16 protein-coding genes are annotated in these 16,583 nt (G+C 67.9%); 6 read left to right on the forward strand and 10 right to left on the reverse strand.

The genetic code is table 11. The annotated features are described in order from the left end of the window. Positions 1-18 precede the first annotated feature (18 nt). Together DIE12_RS19595 and DIE12_RS19600 are read left to right on the forward strand one after the other, a co-directional pair. Positions 19-990, forward strand: coding sequence for an ornithine cyclodeaminase family protein (locus DIE12_RS19595; protein ID WP_124520393.1), 972 nt, complete (start codon positions 19-21; stop codon positions 988-990). Between the two features lie 29 nt (positions 991-1,019). Further along, a complete protein-coding gene (locus tag DIE12_RS19600; RefSeq protein ID WP_124520420.1) occupies positions 1,020-1,742 on the forward strand; it encodes an HAD family hydrolase in 723 nt (240 codons plus the stop codon). Between the two features lie 64 nt (positions 1,743-1,806). Here DIE12_RS19600 and DIE12_RS19605 read toward each other — a convergent pair whose 3' ends face one another. Beyond that, the gene (locus DIE12_RS19605) at positions 1,807-2,424 is read right to left on the reverse strand and encodes a glutathione S-transferase family protein (RefSeq protein ID WP_124487700.1); all 618 of its coding nucleotides are present in this window, start codon (positions 2,422-2,424) and stop codon (positions 1,807-1,809) included. Positions 2,425-2,644: 220 nt separating this feature from the next. Next, positions 2,645-3,013: a hypothetical protein gene (locus DIE12_RS19610; protein ID WP_124487701.1), complete on the reverse strand. Its 369-nt coding sequence runs from the start codon at positions 3,011-3,013 to the stop codon at positions 2,645-2,647. Between the two features lie 82 nt (positions 3,014-3,095). Between DIE12_RS19610 and DIE12_RS19615 the strand changes: the two genes are divergently transcribed. Continuing rightward, entirely contained in the window at positions 3,096-3,563 is a 468-nt protein-coding gene (locus DIE12_RS19615; protein ID WP_044847277.1) for a MarR family winged helix-turn-helix transcriptional regulator, read from the forward strand. A gap of 18 nt (positions 3,564-3,581) precedes the next feature. Here DIE12_RS19615 and DIE12_RS38670 read toward each other — a convergent pair whose 3' ends face one another. Beyond that, positions 3,582-3,926, reverse strand: a complete 345-nt coding sequence (locus DIE12_RS38670; RefSeq protein WP_260429029.1) for a hypothetical protein — start codon at positions 3,924-3,926, stop codon at positions 3,582-3,584. Between the two features lie 17 nt (positions 3,927-3,943). Further along, positions 3,944-5,155 carry an MFS transporter gene (locus DIE12_RS19625; protein WP_124520394.1) on the reverse strand — a complete coding sequence of 404 codons (1,212 nt, stop codon included), beginning with the start codon at positions 5,153-5,155 and terminating at the stop codon, positions 3,944-3,946. Positions 5,156-5,225: 70 nt separating this feature from the next. Here DIE12_RS19625 and DIE12_RS19630 point away from each other — a divergent pair, with 70 nt between their 5' ends. Continuing rightward, on the forward strand, positions 5,226-6,260 hold the full coding sequence (locus DIE12_RS19630; protein WP_124487704.1) for an AraC family transcriptional regulator: 1,035 nt from the start codon (positions 5,226-5,228) through the stop codon (positions 6,258-6,260). A gap of 93 nt (positions 6,261-6,353) precedes the next feature. On the opposite strand, the gene DIE12_RS38120 is transcribed toward DIE12_RS19630, so the two are convergent. Continuing rightward, entirely contained in the window at positions 6,354-6,521 is a 168-nt protein-coding gene (locus DIE12_RS38120; RefSeq protein ID WP_185640969.1) for a hypothetical protein, read from the reverse strand. 76 nt (positions 6,522-6,597) lie between these two features. Continuing rightward, positions 6,598-8,508, reverse strand: a complete 1,911-nt coding sequence (locus DIE12_RS19635; RefSeq protein ID WP_124520395.1) for a DUF3857 and transglutaminase domain-containing protein — start codon at positions 8,506-8,508, stop codon at positions 6,598-6,600. A 612-nt stretch (positions 8,509-9,120) separates the two neighbouring features. On the opposite strand from DIE12_RS19635, the gene DIE12_RS38125 reads away from it, so the two are divergent. Then, a complete protein-coding gene (locus DIE12_RS38125) occupies positions 9,121-9,279 on the forward strand; it encodes a hypothetical protein (RefSeq protein ID WP_185500344.1) in 159 nt (52 codons plus the stop codon). Positions 9,280-9,414: 135 nt separating this feature from the next. Here DIE12_RS38125 and DIE12_RS38950 read toward each other — a convergent pair whose 3' ends face one another. From DIE12_RS38950 to DIE12_RS19650, 3 genes are all read right to left on the reverse strand, one after another. After that, positions 9,415-9,540: a hypothetical protein gene (locus DIE12_RS38950; protein WP_260439219.1), complete on the reverse strand. Its 126-nt coding sequence runs from the start codon at positions 9,538-9,540 to the stop codon at positions 9,415-9,417. 58 nt (positions 9,541-9,598) lie between these two features. Then, positions 9,599-10,600 carry an OmpA family protein gene (locus DIE12_RS19645; RefSeq protein WP_124520396.1) on the reverse strand — a complete coding sequence of 334 codons (1,002 nt, stop codon included), beginning with the start codon at positions 10,598-10,600 and terminating at the stop codon, positions 9,599-9,601. A 168-nt stretch (positions 10,601-10,768) separates the two neighbouring features. After that, positions 10,769-12,739: an APC family permease gene (locus DIE12_RS19650; protein ID WP_124487709.1), complete on the reverse strand. Its 1,971-nt coding sequence runs from the start codon at positions 12,737-12,739 to the stop codon at positions 10,769-10,771. A 568-nt stretch (positions 12,740-13,307) separates the two neighbouring features. Between DIE12_RS19650 and DIE12_RS19660 the strand changes: the two genes are divergently transcribed. Continuing rightward, positions 13,308-14,171: a crotonase/enoyl-CoA hydratase family protein gene (locus DIE12_RS19660; RefSeq protein WP_124487711.1), complete on the forward strand. Its 864-nt coding sequence runs from the start codon at positions 13,308-13,310 to the stop codon at positions 14,169-14,171. A 51-nt stretch (positions 14,172-14,222) separates the two neighbouring features. On the opposite strand, the gene pdeR is transcribed toward DIE12_RS19660, so the two are convergent. Further along, on the reverse strand, positions 14,223-16,226 hold the full coding sequence (gene pdeR, locus DIE12_RS19665; RefSeq protein ID WP_124487712.1) for a cyclic di-GMP phosphodiesterase: 2,004 nt from the start codon (positions 16,224-16,226) through the stop codon (positions 14,223-14,225). Positions 16,227-16,583 lie beyond the last annotated feature (357 nt).

Consider the following 16,583-nt stretch of genomic DNA (forward strand, 5'->3'; position numbering starts at 1 on the left):
CCGACAGGCTCCCCCACCATGCCGACAGACGCCCACCTCCTTCTTCTCGACCGGGATGTCGTCGAACCGGCCCTTCAAGCCGAACACGTGATGGCGGCGGTCCGCGAAGCCTTCGTGCTGCACAGCCAACGCGCGGGGCGCGTGTTCCCGGTCGTGCGCGAGAAGCTGCATACCGGCGGCGTGTTCGGCATCAAGTCGGGCGACGTCGCGAGCCAGGATCTGCTCGGCTTCAAGGCGGCCGGATTCTGGCCCGGCAATCGCAGCCTGGGCGGCGAGCCGCACCAGGCGACGATCGCGCTGTTCGATCCGGCCACCGGCCGCCCGCTCTGCATCATGGACGGCAACGCGATCACCACCGCCCGGACCGGCGCGGCCGGCGGCCTCGGCCTGCAGGCGCTGGCCCGCCGCGACAGTACGCGCATCTGCGTGTTCGGCACCGGCGTGCAGGCGCGCGTCCAGCTCGACCGTGCGCTCAGGCTGCTCCCGCAACGGTGCGCGGTGCAGTACGTGAACGCGCGCGGCGAAGCGGACGCGGTGTTCGAATCGGCATTCCGCGAACGCTGCGACATCCGCGTCGCACGCGACCGAAACGATGCGGTGGCCGACAGCGACGTGGTCATCACGGCCACGCCGGGCGGCGGCCCGCTGTTCGATGCGGACGCGGTTCAGCCCGGCACCCACCTGACCTGCGTCGGCGCGGACACCGCGGGCAAGCGCGAGCTTCCCGAAGGCTTGCTGCAGCGCGCGCGCATTTTCGTGGACGATCACGAGCAGGCGCGTGGCATCGGCGAGTGCCAATGGGCGCCCGATCTGCCGCGCACCGAAATCGGCGACGTGCTCGCCGGGACCGTGTCGGTCGATCGCTCGCCGGGCGAGATCACCGTATTCGACATGACGGGGCTCGCGCTGCAGGACCTGACCGTGGCGCGCTTCCTGTATCGGCAGGCCGTCGAGCGCGGCACGGGACGCTCGATCCCGTGGCCGTGGTGAACGGCAACGGCGTGATATCTTCCATCGCCATGCGTCTATCCAAAGTTTCCGCCATCTCGTTCGATCTTGACGACACGCTATGGCCGTTCGGCCCTTCCGTCGCACGGGCCGAGGCGTCGCTGCATGCGTGGCTGATCGCGCACGCCCCCGATACCGCGAGCGTGCTGCCGACGTCGCAGACGCTGGCTCAACTGCGCGATGAATACGAACGCTCGCGGCCAGATCTCGTCGGCGACTATCGCGCGTTGCGCATCGGATCGATCCGGCTGGCGTTGCAGCGCGCGAACGAAGACGTCTCACTGACCGACCGCGCCTACGACGTGTTCTATTCGGCGCGAAACCAGGTCGAGTTCTTCGACGATGCATTGCCGGCGCTCGCGTGGTTGAGCGCGCGGTTTCCGCTGATCGCGGTGACGAACGGCAATGCGGACCTTCAACTGACCGGCGGCGGCGAGTTCTTCCGTGAAACGCTCAGCGCGCGTGCGTTCGGGTTCGCGAAGCCCGAGCCGGAAATCTTCCATGCGGCCGCCGCGACGCTCGGCGTGCCTGCGGCGGAGCTGCTGCACGTCGGCGACGACTTTCACCTCGATATCGTCGGCGCGTTGAATGCGGGGCTTCAGGCAGCGTGGGTCGTGCGTCACGCAGGGGCGCAAGCGGAGCACGCTGCGCATCGTGCCCCGTCGCCGCATCTGACCGTTCGCGACTTGTCAGTGCTGTGTCGCGCGCTGGGTGCGCCTGACGCGGTGGCGTAACCGCAAGCCCGCAAGATCGCGCGGCCGCGATCGATCACGCCCGTCGACATGACCGACCGCCGCTTCACGCCGCCTTGCGTGCGTCCGCGATCCGCTGCGGCGCCTTCGGCCGCGCATAAAGCCGCTCGAGGTACGCACGCAATTGCGGGAACGGTTCGATCAGGTGGCATTCGCTCGCCCAGTCGATCAGGTAGACCGTCACGCAATCGGCCACCGTCAGCGTGTCGCCGACGATGAATTCGCGCCCTTCGAGATGCCTGTCGAGGATCGCGGCCATCGTCGCGAAATCCTCGCGTGCCAGCTCGATATCGGCCGGCGAGCGCTTTTCCGGCGGATAGAGGAACGAATGGCGCGTAATCCGCCACAACGGCTGTTCAAGCTCCGTCACCGCGAACATGACCCATCGATAGGCCTGCGCGCGCAAAGCGAGATCGACGGGCAGCAGCGCCTTCTCCGGGTACTTGTCCGCGAGATACAGCACGATCGCGGCCGACTCGGGAATCACGAGGTCGCCGTCCACCAGCACGGGCACCTTGCCGGCCGGATTGAGGCGCAGGAATTCGGGCCGCTTGTGCTCGCCTTTTAGCAGGTTGACCGACACGAACTCGAAATCCGCGTCCAGTTCCTTGAGCCCCCAGAGCGCGCGTTGCGTGCGCGTGCCGGCGAATCCGTAAAGCTTCATCGCAATGTCTCCATCGATAATGTCGGGAAAAATCGCCGCGCGCAGGCGACGGCCAATCGGCCGCTTCGAATGCTTCGAATGCTTCGAATGCTTCGAATGCTTCGAATGCTTCGAATGCTTCGAGTGCTTCGAGTGCTTCGAGTGCTTCGAGTGCTTCGAATGATGTGAATGCTTCGATCACTTCGGCCGCTTCGCCCACGCATGCAGCGCCTGTCGCCGCTCACATGCCGGGTACCGGGAGCACCGGCATCACGTCGATCGCATCGCCCGGGAACAGCGTGAAATGCGGATGGCCCTCGAACAGCGCGGCGGCCGCGTCGTGCGATGCGGCGCGCACCACGGTGAAGCCGCTCATCGCATTGGCGGTGTCCGTCACGCCGCCCTTGCCGATCGTCTTGGTCTTGCCGAGCGGCCCGCCGGGCTCGACGATCGCGTCGCGATGCCGCTCGACCCACGCGTGCCACGCGGCGATCCCTTCGCGCTCCCGCGTGCGCCGCTCGTCCTCCGGCAACGCCATCCACGCCTTCATGCCCGGGCTATCCTTGCTGCCGAGGAATACCGCGAGATACAACTGCTGTTGAGCACTCATGCTTCCTCCGTCCGATGGCGGGCACGGCGGGCTGCCGCACCTCGCCCTTGACACAGTAGGTTGATATCAACACAATTGCAACATGGCACGCAAAGAAAAGCTCCCTTTCGAAACGACGCTGATGGTGCGCGATTGCTGCCTGTGCCTGCACATGCAGCGCGCGGCGCGCAATCTCGCGCGCATCTTCGACGATGTGCTGCGTCCGCTGGATCTCACCAACGGCCAGTTCTCGCTGCTGATGTCGCTGAACCGGCCGCAGCCGGCCGCGATGAAATCGGTCGCGTCATTGCTCGCGATGGATCGCACCACGCTGACCGCCGCGCTCAAGCCGCTCGAGCGGCGCGGGCTGCTCACGATCACGACGGATCCGGACGACAAGCGCAGCCGCCTGCTCGAACTCACGCCGGCCGGTCATCAGTTGCTGGCCGAAGCGTTCCCGCTCTGGCAGCAGACCCATACCGAGATCGAACGGCCGTTCGCGCCGGAAGCAGTCGATGTGTTGCGCGGCCAGTTGCGCGCGCTGTCGGAGGATCCGGCTACGCGCGGCTGAAGCGGCGCGTCACGTCATTCACTTCCGGCCCTTCTTCGGCATCAGCAGTTGCGCGCATTCCTGCAGGAAGCGCACGGGCCCGTGCGCATGCAGTACCTGCCCGCCGCTGAGCGCGCCGTCGATGACGGTTGCGAGCCGCAGTGCGTAGGTTTCCGGCGGTTTCATCGACAGCGAGCAGATGCCGAAAGCACGCTTCGGGCGTCGCGCCGCCATGCCGGCGGCGCACATCGCCCAGGCGGCGTCCTGTCCCGCTATCCGCTTGATACGATCGATTCGGCCACGCCACGCCGCATGAACCGGGCCGGCTGTTGCACGACTGGCGCGACCTCGCCGCGCCACTAGCCGATGCGCGATCGCGCGCATCGGCGTGCCGCAATCCGTCAGTCGGCCAGCGCCGGCGCCACGCCAACCCGCTTCGGCACGCCGGTCACGATCGTCGCGACCGCGACGGCCAGCACCGCGGCCGCGCCCAGGAACACGCCGCCCGCGCCGTTCGCGTCGAACACGACGCCGCCGGCCGCCGCGCCCGTCGCGATCGCGAGCTGGATCGCCGCGACGATCAGCCCGCCCGCGCTCTCGGCTTCGTCGGGCACGGTGCGCGTGACCCACGTCGACCAGGCGACCGGCACGCCGCCGAACGCCATCCCCCACAACGCGACGAGCACCGCGTCGATCATCGGCGCGCGGCCGAGCGCGACGAGCGCGACGCCGAGCACGACCATCAGCGCGGGCATCCCGATCAGCATCGGCCGCAGCCGGTGCTCGAGCACGCGCCCGGCGAGCGACGTGCCGACGAAGTTCGCGATCCCGTAGCCGAGCAGGATCGCCGACAGCCCGTTCACGCCGACGCCCGCGACCTGTTCGAGGAACGGCCGCAGATACGTGAAGAACGCGAAATGCCCGGTGAACACGAGGATCGTCGCGAACATCCCGAGGCCGACGGTCGGCCGGCGCAGCACGTCGACGAGCGTGCGCAGCCGCGTGGTGCCGCTCGGCGGCATCGACGGCAGCGTCATGACCTGCGACACGAACGCGAGCGCGCCGAGCCCGGCCGCGATCAGGAACAAGTTGCGCCAGCCGATCAGGTGCCCGAAATAACTGCCCATCGGCGCGGACGCGATCGTCGCGACCGCCACGCCGCTGAAGATGATCGACAGCGCACGCGGCACCATCGCGGCCGGCACGAGCCGCATCGCGGTGGCCGTCGCCATCGTCCAGAAACCGCCGAGCGCGATGCCGAGCACGACGCGGCCGATCAGCAGCGTCGTCAGGCCGGGCGCGAACGCGACCGCGAGATTCGACGCGACGAGCAGCACCGAGAACGCGAGCAGCACGCGCCGGCGGTCGATCGTGCGCGTCAGCGCCGAGATCAGCAGGCTCGTGACGAGCGCGACCGTCGCGGTGGCCGTGACGGCCTGCCCGGCCACGCCTTCGGTCACGCCGAGGCTGTCGGCCATCGGCGTGAGCAGGCTCGCGGGCAAGAATTCGGCGGTGACGAGGCCGAACACGCCGAGCGTCATCGCGAACACCGCGCCCCAGGCCGGTTCACGGGGGGCCGCCGTCGAAGCGGCCGAGGAGATTCCGGGATTCATGCGGGGTTCCGTGTCGGTTAGGGAAAGTACTGATGAGAGCGTATCGTAAGGAACAGCGGCAGGACGGTCTATGACATACAATCCGTTCTTGTTGATCGATCGTCCGAATCTCGCGATGTCCGAGCCCTTGCTTCCCCCCGTGCCCGACGTACACGACCTCGTCAGCGAGTTGCTGCTGGGAATGCGCCTGAGCGGCGTGCAGTACCGCCGGATCCAGGTGCCGCGGCCGTTCGGGCTGAGCTTCGGCCATGCGCCGGGCCGCGCGCAGTTCCATTTCGTCGGGCGCGGGCCCGTGCTGCTGCGCGACGCGGACGGCACGACGGTGCGGCTCGAGGCCGGCGACGCGATCCTGCTGCCGCACGGCCGCACGCATGCGCTGGTGTCCGATCCGGACGCGCCGTGCCGCGAGATCGGCGGCTTCGCGGCCGCGAAGATCTGCGACACGGTCGCGTCGGTGGGCGCGACGACGTGCGCCGCGACGGAGCCGGCCGCCGGCGATGCGCTGATCTTCAGCGCGTGCATGGAGCTCGATCTCGGCGGCATGCAGCCGCTCGTCGGGACGATGCCGGCATTCATGCACGTCGGCACGCTGCTCGCGCGCTACCCGGAAATCCGCCCGATGCTCGACGCGATGGAACGCGAATCGTGCGCCGCGCGCGCGGGCTTCGCGGGCATCCTCGCACGGCTCGCGGACGTGGTCGCCGCGTTCATCGTGCGCGGCTGGGTCGAGTGCGGATGCGGCGACGCGACGGGCTGGGTGCAGGCGTTGCGCGAGCCGAAGCTCGGCCGCGCGATCGTCGCGCTGCATCGCGATCCGGGGCGCAACTGGAGCGTCGCGGAACTGGCCGCCGAAGCGGGCGTGTCGCGCTCGGTATTCGCCGAGCGCTTTCTCGCGGCCACCGGGATGACGCCGGTGCGTTACCTGACCGAGTTGCGGATGCGGCTCGCCGCGCAGTGGATTGCCCGCGAGGGCGAGACGATCGAAGCGGTGGCGTACCGGCTCGGCTACGGGTCGCTCGCCGCGTTCAGCCGCGCGTTCAAGCGCGTGGTCGGCAGGCCGCCGGGCGCGGTGCGTGCCGAAGGCGACACGCACGCCGATGCGTGACGTGTAACGCGTCACGCGCAACGCACGGCGCAGCGAACGCCTGCCGGGTCGCCCCGGCATCGCACGATCGGCCGCCGCGCGTGACGATTCCGTTCAGCCGCTGCGCGCGTCGAGCGCGTCAATCAGCGCCGTCGCGCACTTCACGGCCAGCGCCGCACACTGTTGCGCATCCACCGGCGCGCCGTTCGTCACCGCACCCTGCACGATCCGGCCCAGCAATTCCTTCGACAAATCGGCGATCTCGTGTTCCCGTTCCGTCATGTTCCTCTCCTGCGCGCCGGCCGGCTTCGGCCGCACGCGCGATTGCACCGGGCGCCGCGTGCGCCGCGCCCGACCTTCAACGTTGCCTGGCCCGCACGACGATCTGCGCCTGCGTATCGCGTTCGATGCGTTCGAGCGACGCGCGCAGCGCCGTGAACTCGTCGGGCGTGCAGACCTGGCGGCCGAATTCGGCCTTCATCCTCCGCGTGACCTGCACGACGTGCGCGGCCGCATCGAATACGTAATGCGACGTGAACTCGACGAAACGGTCGTGCACGGCCGTATCGGCCGGCAGGTCGGTCACCGCGACGTCGGCCGGCAGCGCGACCTGGCCGGTCTCGTCGAACGTGCCGCCGATGCATGCCCACGGCTGCGTGCGCACGGGCTCGGCCAGCCAGCCCTCGACCTGCGTCGCGATGCCGCCCGTGAGACTCGACAGCGCAGGCACGGCGGTCGTGCCGTCCGGCCACACGAAGTGATCGAGCGTGCCGGCATACGTGACGTCGAACGGCCCGTCCGTCGCACGGCGATCGCTCGTCGCGATCTGCGCGCGGCCGCGCAGCCCGCTTTGCCGCAGCCGTTCGTTCGCGAGCTGCCGGATGCGGTCGGGCGCCGCCCGGCGAAACAGCGTGCGTTCGAGTTCCGCGGTCCAGCCGTCGTCCTCGACGCGCGCATGAAACCGCGCGGCGCCCGGTTGCGCGGCATCGATCTCCACGCGCGCGGCGCGGTGCTTCGGCTGCGTGGCCGGCGTGCGCGACAGCACGCCGGTGTCGACGAGCAGCGCCGGCCGGTCCATCACGATCGGCGGCAGGTAGCCGAACGCGATGCCGGCCGTCGTGGTGTCCGCGTAGACGCCGAGATCGGGCAGCCACGTGATCGCGTGATTGATCGCGCCGCCGCCGTAACCGGGCACCGACGGCAGCGTGTACACGGAGCCGAGATTGATCAGCACCGCTTCGCTGCGGATGCCGGCCGCCGCGAGCAACGCGCCGAACAGCGCGACGTGGTCCTTGCAGTCGCCGTAGCGGTTGCGCAGGATGTCGGTCACGCGGTGCGGCGCGGCGGCCGTCTCGCCGAGAAAAAGCGCGACGTAACGCACGTTCGCCTGCACCCAGTCGTACAGGACGCGCGCGCGATCGCGCGGATCGGCGGTGCCGGCGGTGAGCGCGCGCGCCAGTTGCACGACGGCCGGATCGTTTGCGCCCGGGTCGACGGCCGCGTTGCGGTAGCGCGCGGCGAACGCCGCGTAGTCGGGTAGCGTGGACACCACGAGCCGGTCGCCGTAGGTCGGATAGCCGACCGAGCCGTTCTCGATCCGGTCGTACGTGCCGTGCCGGTATTCGAATGCGTAGCGCGTGCGGCCGTTCGCGGTCACCGGCGGCAGCGCGACGTAACCGCGTGCGTCCGCATGCAGCGGCATGTCGGCCGGCACGTCGAAGATCAGCCGCTGGTTCTCCACCGGCTCGCGCGACGGTTCGACGTAGTAGCCGAAGTAACCTGCGTTGACCGGCTTCGTGCGCGACTTGCGGAACGCGATGCGCGTGCTCGATCCGGCTTCGACGCCGGGAAACACGACGGTGCGCAGCAGCCCGTCCTGGAACGTCGGTGCGCCGGCCGAGCGCGGCTCCTGCACATCGCGGATACCTTCCGGACCGACCGGATGCGCGACGCCGTCGCGATCGATCGTCTCGGCCGCGACCAGGTCGACCTTCTCGAGGTTCTTGTCGAACCACACGTAACGCTGCGCGATCGCATCGATCCCGTTCGCATCGTTCGCGCGCAGTGTCGAATCGTCGTCCTCGTCGAGCGAGCCGTCGTGCTGGATCACGAATACATGGACGTCGCTGACGAGCGTGACGGGCGCGGCGTCGCCCGCGTCGGCGAACGCGGGACGCACGAACGCCAGCGCGATCGCGGTCACGGCAACCGCGAGCGTTGCGGCGCGACCCGGCAGCCTGCCGGTCGATCGGAACGGAAAACGCACCACGTCGAAGCTCTCCGCGCGTTCGTGTTCAGGTCGGGACGCAACGGGCACGCATTGGCGCGCGCCGCGCCCCGTCGTTCGACCCAGTGTGGGTGACGTGCCCGCGAGCGTCAAGCCACGGGGCGGCGGCCCGCGCCGCCATGCACCGGGCGCACGAGGAAGCGCGCATGCGTCATGCAGGCATGACTGTCGAACTTTCGCGCCCTGCTGGCTGCGCGATCGCCATTTATGTCATGTCGCGACATATTATTTGGGCGCGTAACGCGCGCGTGCGAGGTCGCCGAAACGCATGACGATCGGGTGAATTCGACACGCCGACATGGGGATGGAGACATCGTGCCGATCGACACGAATTCGAAATCCGTTATCTCGTGATCGCGTTCGCGCTGCCGGGCGTGATCCCGATCGGTGCGCTGCATCTCGAACGGTGGCATCCTGAACGTGTCGGCGCCGCGATCGGCGCGCGGCTCGGAATCGCGCTGATCGAAGCGATGCCGATGCTGACGCGAACGCGGCCTGGCCCTCGTTCTTGCCCCCCGTTTCCGCTGCGCCGTGTGCGCGTTCGCGGCCCGGGGTCGGAACGAGCGGCACCGGCCCCTACCTGCCGGAGGCGACATGGAAAACGCTATCGTCGCGATCATCCTGATGCTCGCGGTCCTCGTGTTCGCGGTGCTGTTCTTCGCGGAACGGCGCAGCCGCGACCGCACGCGCGACCGGCTGCTGCACCGCTCGTCGCAGCGCTCGGCACGCTCGCATACGCATCACCATTCGTAAGCGGAAAGCGCGCCGCGCACGTCGAGCCCCTTCAAGCGTACAGCCCCGGAATGGCGGCACATGTTTCTCGAGGACATCAACGGGCGCAGAAGGGCGCTCGTGGTCCGGCTGCTTGCGCGTCGAGCGTCGTTGCGTTCAATGGCAATCGCCGACGCGCTTGCCGCGCCACGTCCACGCGAGCGTGTATGCGCCGGCCTGTGCATGCTGCCCGTGCAATTGCCCCTTGAGGTCGTAGCGCGTCGGCGTCACATCGCCCGTCACGGTCGCGTTGCCGCGGCCCTGTTCGTTCGCGCAGCGCGTGCGCCCGGTCCGGCGTGCGTTATTGCTGCACGAGTTCGACGCGGCGGTTCTGCGCGCGGCCGGCGTCGTCGCCGTTGGACGCAACCGGCGACAGCGACCCGACACCCTTCGCGACGAGCCGCGCCGGCGCGATCTTGTAGGTCGTCGCCAGTGCCTGCGCGACGGCCTCCGCACGCTTTTGCGACAGGTCGGCGTTGTGCGCGAACTGCCCTTGATTGTCGGTATGGCCGACGATGTACACCTTCAGCGCCTGATTCGCCGTCAGCAGCTTCGCCATCTCGTCGAGCTGCGGCTTCGACTCGGGCTTCACCTGCGCCTTGTCGGTGTCGAAGTAGATGCCGTACAGCGCGATCTTGCCCGTCGCGGCGAGGCCCTTCTGCAGCGCACCGGAATCGAGCACCTTGACTTGCCCGGTCTGCATCGGCTTCACTTCGACGACTTCCTCGTAGACGAGCGTGCGCTTGTTCGATGCCGAATTGTCCATGATGTGCAGGAACACATACGCATCGCCGGACGCTCGCGGCAGCTTCGCGAGGATCGTGCGGTGCTTGTCGCCGAAGTTCGCGTCGCCGCCGCCCGCCTGCCGCAGCCGGCCGGAATTGATCACGACGCTCTGGAAGTCGTTGCCGCCGCTCTTTCCGCACTGCTCCGCCGTGCAGCGGAACAGAATCTGGAAGCCGCCCTTCTGCAGCGCGTCGAGATAGTTGCGCTCGACTTCCAGCGTCGACCGGCCGCCGTCGATCGCGTACGAGATCCGCGTGATCTTGCCTTCGAGATTCAGGCCCTTGGCGGTCCTCTCGTCGTCGATCGGCTGGTTCGGCAGGAACGCCTCGTCGAACGGCGTCTGCGAATATGCGGTGATGGTCGCGCCGGCGAAACGCGTGAGCAACAGATGATCTTTCGCACCCGGCTTGTCGCCGCCAGCGCTCGCCAGCGACGAAAGTGACAGCAGCGCGGCGGCGAACAGTGCGTTGCGGCCACGGCGCGCGACATGGAATACGGACGATGCTGCGTTCTTCATTGAGCCCCTCGGAAAGGATTTGTCGTTCTGTTGATGGCGTCGAAGCGCGCGCATCTTATCAAATCTTTCCGGGAAAACGGGCAATAGCTTTCGGATACTGAACGTTCTGACGCGCCACGTCATGTTGAATCGTTTCCAGGCGTGCGCGGGCGTCTCCCGCGTGCATCGCTACCCGACGTTCATCGGCAACAACACCATCTGCCGCCCCTCGACGTGCAGCCGCGCCTGCAGCTCGACGGGCGTCTGGTTGTGCAGCCACGCGGTCAGGAAATTCACGCGCCTGAAGATCAGCTTGCTCGCGAAGCACACCGCGTTCGGATAGGCATCGAGCGTCGACGACGCGAGGTTCATGAATTCGACGACCGGGTTCGTGCCGAACGCGATCCGGTAGTCGGCCGCGATGCCGTTGCGGCGGCAGTGCGCGACGTAATAGTCGAGCGCTTCGGTGATCGTGTGACGCAGCCGCTCGAGATGCTCGTGCCCGTCGTACGCCTTCGCATCGACCTCGCCCACCGCGAGAAAGATCACGTTGCGAAAGTGCCCGGGAAACAGCCGGTTCACCCACAGCAGCGCGTGCATGCTCGCGCCGCGATGCTTGCCGACCAGCAGCACCGCGGTCGGCTGCGACGGGTCGGGCTTGCCCGGCGCCATCGCCTCGTCGACTGCAGGCGGCGGCCCCGAGAACAGCGCGTCTTCCTTCGCGAGCTGCGCGCGCGTGTACGCGTAGTGGCGGTTGATCATGACGCACAGCGCGATCACCGCGCTCGTCACGAGCACCGTGAGCCAGCCGCCGGCCGTGAACTTCTCGATCAGCGTGATGACGAGCACCGTCGACGTCACGCTGAACCCGAGCGCCGACAGGAAGAAGTGCTTGAACCAGCCGCGCTCGCTGCGATGGCGCCACCAGTACGTGCACAGCCCCAGCAGCGACATGCTGAACGTGAGGAACACGTTGATGCTGTACAGCACGACGAGCACGTCGACGCTGCCGTGCGTCCACAGCAGGATCAGCAGGCCCGACAGGCCGACGACGATGATGCCGTTCTGCCGCACGAGGCGCGTCGACAGGTCGCGGAAATGGCGCGGCACCCACGAGTCCGACGCCATGTTCGACAGCACCGCCGGCCCGTCGAGAAAACCCGTCTGCGCGCCGACCAGCAGCAGCCCTGCCTCGAACGCGAGCACCGCCGCGAGCAGCGCGTGGCGCGCGACCGCGGAGCCGAGCCCGAGATGATCGATCACGCTGCCGAACACGACCGCGTTGAGCGTCTCGCCTTCGACGGGCCGTGCGTGCCACAGCATGTACAGCAGGATGATGCCGCCGGCCGTGAACGCGAGCGACGTCGACATGTACCACATCGTCGCCTTGCCGTTCGGCACGCGCGGATCGGCGAGCATGTTCACGTTGTTCGACACGGCCTCGAGGCCCGTATAGGTGCCGCCGCCGAGCGAGAACGCGCGCATCAGCAATGCGAGCATCACGAACACGCCGAGCGATTGCGACATCCCGTGCGCCTCGTGCACCGCGTCGGGCACGATCGTCGCCAGCGCGCTGCCGTGCACCGCGACGCCGTACACGATCAGCCCGAAATGCAGCACGACGAAGCCGATGAAGATCGGCAGCAGCACCATGATCGATTCGCGCATCCCGCGGAAGTTGAGCCCCGTCATCAGCAGGATCAGCACGATCTCGGTCGTGAGCTTGAACGCCTGCGCACTGACCGGCAGCAGGCTGAAGAACGCGTCGACACCGCTCGCGAGCGACGTCGCGACGGTCAGCACGTAGTCGACCAGCAGCGCAGCGCCCGACACGAGCCCCGGCTTCGACCCGAGCAGCGAGGTCGCGACGCGATAGCCGCCGCCGCCGGTCGGGAACAGCTCGATCACCTGGTTGTAGCCGAGCGCGATGATGAACACGGTCGCCGCGGTGGCGCAGGCGAGGAACAGCGCAAGCGGCGTGTGGTGCGCGAGCGCGAGGAACGCCTCCTCCGGGCCGTAGCACGACGACGACAGGCCGTCCGCGCCGAGTCCGACCCAGGCCAGCAACGGCGTCACCGCGATCGCATGGCGCGTGCGCGGATCGAGCGGGTCCAGCGGCTTCCCGACGAGCAGCTGCCACATCTTCTGGAATGCGGTCACGGTCCCCTCCCGGGACGCCGGGCGCGGCGGCGTCATCTTCTAAAGCTAGCCGACGCCCGGCCGCTGCACCAGTCCGCACAATCCATGAGACGCGGTCGGCGGCACGGCGTCGCTTTCACCGCGTAAGCGGCCGGCACGCCGCGCGTCGGCCGAAGCGGCGTGCCCGTACCGCCCGCCGGCCGATCGCGCGGATCGCGCACGGCATCGTCATCGCGGCCGCCCTCACCGCCCTCACCGCCTTCGCTGCCTTCGCTGCCTTCGCTGCCTTCGCTGCCTTCGCTGCCTTCACCGCCCCTGACGACCACCGGCCCGATCCCGCCCACCTCTCATCACGGTTCTCCCGCCGGGCGATCACATCGACCACATCGTTCGCATCACCCGCATGACCCGCACGGTTCGCGCCGGACGCGATACCCGCCCGCGCCCCCGTCATGCGTTGTTCCCCGCAATTCGACATTTGTGCGCGCGCAACAATGGCGGTGCCTCGCGGCCGGCGCCGTGCGGGGGCAGGTTTCCACGTCGCCGGCCGCGTCGGTCTCTGAAAAACCACATCTCTCGAGGACATACCATGCAACTCCAATCCCATCCGGCGTGCCGTCCGTTTTACGAAGCAGGCGAACTCACGCAACTGACCGCGTTCTACGAAGAAGGCCGCAACGTCATGTGGATGATGCTGCGATCGGAGCCGCGGCCGTGCTTCAACCAGCAACTCGTCACCGACATCATCCATCTCGCGCGCGTCGCACGCGACTCGGGCCTGCCGTTCGACTTCTGGGTGACGGGCTCGCTCGTCCCCGAGCTGTTCAACGTCGGCGGCGACCTGAGCTTCTTCGTCGACGCGATCCGCAGCGGCCGCCGCGACCAGCTGATGGCCTACGCGCGCTCGTGCATCGACGGCGTATACGAGATCTACACGGGCTTCGGCACCGGGGCGATCTCGATCGCGATGGTCGAGGGCAGCGCGCTGGGCGGCGGCTTCGAGGCCGCCCTCGCGCACCACTACATGCTCGCGCAGAAGGGCGTGAAGCTCGGCTTCCCCGAGATCGCGTTCAACCTGTTCCCGGGCATGGGCGGCTATTCGCTGGTCGCGCGCAAGGCGGACCGCGGGCTCGCGGAATCGCTGATCTCGTCCGGCGAGGCGCATGCGGCCGAGTGGTACGAGGATCGCGGGCTGATCGACCAGACGTTCGACGCGGGCGACGCATATCTCGCGACACGCACCTTCATCGACGTGATGAAGCCGAAGCTGAACGGCGTGCGCGCGATGCTGCGCGCCCGCGAACGCGTGTTCCATCTCACGCGTTCCGAGCTGATGGACATCACCGAGGAATGGGTGCACGCGGCGTTCACGATCGAGCCGAAGGATCTCGCGTACATGGAACGCCTGGTGATGCTGCAGAACCGGCGCGTGTCGAAGCTGCGCACGGTGTGACGTGAGCGGCGCGCCGCCGCGCAAGCGGCGGCGCCCGTCATGCGGGGAGGCTCAGGCGATCAGCCTGAGCTTTCTGGTTTCCGCGAGCCAGGCCTCGAAGGCCTGGGCCGGCATCGGCCGCGCGAAGTAGAAACCCTGCGCGTGGTCGACGCTGATCTGCTTCAGGAATTCGGCTTCCGCGTGCGTCTCGACGCCCTCGGCGACCACCGAGAAACTCAGCGCCCGCGCGAGCGACACGACCGAGCGCACCAGCGCCTGCGAGCGCGGGTTGCGGTCGATGCCCGTGATGAAGCTGCGATCGAGCTTGATCGAATCGAGCGGCAGCCGCGACAGTTGCGACAGCGACGAATAGCCGGTGCCGAAATCGTCGAGGTGAACCTCCGCGCCGAGCTGGCGGAACTGCTTCATCAGCTCGTGCGCCGCTTCTTCGTCCTCGATGAAGCTGCTTTCGGTGAGCTCGATGTCGACGAGGCTCGGCTTCAACCCGGCGCTGTCGAGGATCGACGCGAACTGATCGACGATGTTCATGTCCTGCAACTGCCGCGCGGACACGTTCACCGCGATCCGCACGTCGAGCCCCTTCGCCTTCCACGCGGCGGCCTGCGCGGCCGCGGTGCGCATCACCCAGCGCCCGAGCGGCGCGATCAGCCCCGATTCCTCGGCGAAGCGGATGAACTCGATCGGCGCGACGAGCCCGCGATCCGGCGACTGCCAGCGGATCAGCGCCTCGACGGCGTGCACGTCGCCGGTCGCGATGTCGACGACCGGCTGGTAGTGCAGCACGAACTGCTCTTCCTCGAGCGCCTTGCGCAGGTTCGTGTCGAGCCACATGTACTTCGCGACCTTCTGGTTCATCTCCAGCGAGAACACGCGGTACGTATGCTTGCCCTCTTCCTTCGCGACGTACATCGCGGTGTCGGCGCTGCGGATCAGCGTTTCGAGCGAATCGCCGTGCTGCGGATACATCGCGATGCCGATCGAGCAGCTCGTGTAGACCTCCACCAGCCCGAGGTGGATCGGCGTACGCAGCCGCTCGAGGATGATTTGCGCGGTCGCCTCGAGCAGCGGCCGCGTGCCGTGCTCGAACAGCACCAGGAATTCGTCGCCGCCGAGCCGCGCGAGCGTCGCGCCGGACGGCAGGCAGCCGCCGATGACCGCGGACACGTCCTGCAGCAGGCGGTCGCCGGTGATGTGCCCGTAGTGGTCGTTGACGCGCTTGAAGTTGTCGAGATCGAGGAACAGGATGCCGACCTGGCCGCGCACGTCGGTGCGGTCCGCGGCCAGCGCGACGCGGATGCGCTCGCTGATTGCATGACGGTTCGGCAAGCCGGTCAGCACGTCGGAATTCGCGAGTTCGCTGAGCCGCTGCTGCGCGTTGCGCTCCTCGGTGACGTCGACGCCCGAGCAGATCAGGAACTGCTCGTCGGCGCCGCTGCCGCTCTGCACGAACTTGTTGCGGAACTGGAACAGGCGCGGGCCGTTGACCGTGTTGATGTAGCGCTCGACCTCGAACGCCCGGTTGCTCGCGAAAAAGCCGGTGATGTTGCTGCGCGACTGCGCACCCTGGTCGGGGCTCATGAACAGCTCGAACGCGCTGCGGCCGATCACGTCGACCTCGCGCTTGCCGGTCACTTCCTCGCACAGGCGGTTGAAGCGCTGCACCATGCCGTTGCGGTCGAGGATCACGACGAGCGAATTCACCTCGGACACGACCTGCTCGGCGAACGCGAGCCCGTGCGCGAGGTCGCCCGCGACGGACGCGGTATCGGAATAGGCGGAGGCGGTGCCGGCCCAATTGGCGGTGTCGACCTTCCTGCCGACCAGATGGAGGCTGACCGGATCGCCGAACAGCGCGAGTTCGAGCACGAGGTGCGACGTGACGCCGGTGAGCGCGCGGATTCGCGCGGCCTGCTCGCCGGTCAGCGCCACCGCGACATTGGTCAGGCCGCGAACGGCGGCCAGCTCGAGTGCATTGCTATCGCTGCCGAGCCGCCAGCACGGGCTATGCGTACCGAGATGCGCTTCGAGCACGGCGCGATCGTTTTCGTCATCCATGGACACGCCCCGATCCAGAAAAAACGCACAGTGTAGACGGAGGCGAGCCGGCCGCCCCCGATCCCCGGGCGCGCAGTGCGCCTACCTGGTGGGGCAGTCGTGATGACCGTGCCAGTGGCCCTCGTTCCGTACTTGTTTCCAACCAATGCGAACCGGCGTTCGCGCATCTCGCGCGCAGGTTTTCCAAACGAATGATGGAACCCATCTTATCAAATGACGAAGAAGATTGGCACTCACATTTGGAACGAGGTGTCAAGGAATCGGAACTCGGTTGGCATAACGGATTTTTCGTGATCGGCGGGACGCATGAAGCCGGTCGCGAACGCGTCGAACCCGGCCGGTGGAATCGCCGGAGCG

The sequence above is a fragment of the Burkholderia sp. Bp9015 genome, assembly GCF_003853505.1.
In the GTDB taxonomy this organism is placed as follows: domain Bacteria; phylum Pseudomonadota; class Gammaproteobacteria; order Burkholderiales; family Burkholderiaceae; genus Burkholderia.

What these genes read in the sequence shown, in the direction of transcription:
- DIE12_RS19595 (WP_124520393.1), top strand. Translation starts at nt 19, where the DNA reads ATGCCGACAGACGCCCACCTCCTTCTTCTCGACCGGGATGTCGTCGAA.
- DIE12_RS19600 (WP_124520420.1), top strand. Translation starts at nt 1,020, where the DNA reads ATGCGTCTATCCAAAGTTTCCGCCATCTCGTTCGATCTTGACGACACG.
- DIE12_RS19605 (WP_124487700.1), bottom strand. Translation starts at nt 2,424, where the DNA reads ATGAAGCTTTACGGATTCGCCGGCACGCGCACGCAACGCGCGCTCTGG.
- DIE12_RS19610 (WP_124487701.1), bottom strand. Translation starts at nt 3,013, where the DNA reads ATGAGTGCTCAACAGCAGTTGTATCTCGCGGTATTCCTCGGCAGCAAG.
- DIE12_RS19615 (WP_044847277.1), top strand. Translation starts at nt 3,096, where the DNA reads ATGGCACGCAAAGAAAAGCTCCCTTTCGAAACGACGCTGATGGTGCGC.
- DIE12_RS38670 (WP_260429029.1), bottom strand. Translation starts at nt 3,926, where the DNA reads ATGCGCGCGATCGCGCATCGGCTAGTGGCGCGGCGAGGTCGCGCCAGT.
- DIE12_RS19625 (WP_124520394.1), bottom strand. Translation starts at nt 5,155, where the DNA reads ATGAATCCCGGAATCTCCTCGGCCGCTTCGACGGCGGCCCCCCGTGAA.
- DIE12_RS19630 (WP_124487704.1), top strand. Translation starts at nt 5,226, where the DNA reads ATGACATACAATCCGTTCTTGTTGATCGATCGTCCGAATCTCGCGATG.
- DIE12_RS38120 (WP_185640969.1), bottom strand. Translation starts at nt 6,521, where the DNA reads ATGACGGAACGGGAACACGAGATCGCCGATTTGTCGAAGGAATTGCTG.
- DIE12_RS38125 (WP_185500344.1), top strand. Translation starts at nt 9,121, where the DNA reads ATGGAAAACGCTATCGTCGCGATCATCCTGATGCTCGCGGTCCTCGTG.
- DIE12_RS19645 (WP_124520396.1), bottom strand. Translation starts at nt 10,600, where the DNA reads ATGAAGAACGCAGCATCGTCCGTATTCCATGTCGCGCGCCGTGGCCGC.
- DIE12_RS19660 (WP_124487711.1), top strand. Translation starts at nt 13,308, where the DNA reads ATGCAACTCCAATCCCATCCGGCGTGCCGTCCGTTTTACGAAGCAGGC.
- pdeR (WP_124487712.1), bottom strand. Translation starts at nt 16,226, where the DNA reads ATGGATGACGAAAACGATCGCGCCGTGCTCGAAGCGCATCTCGGTACG.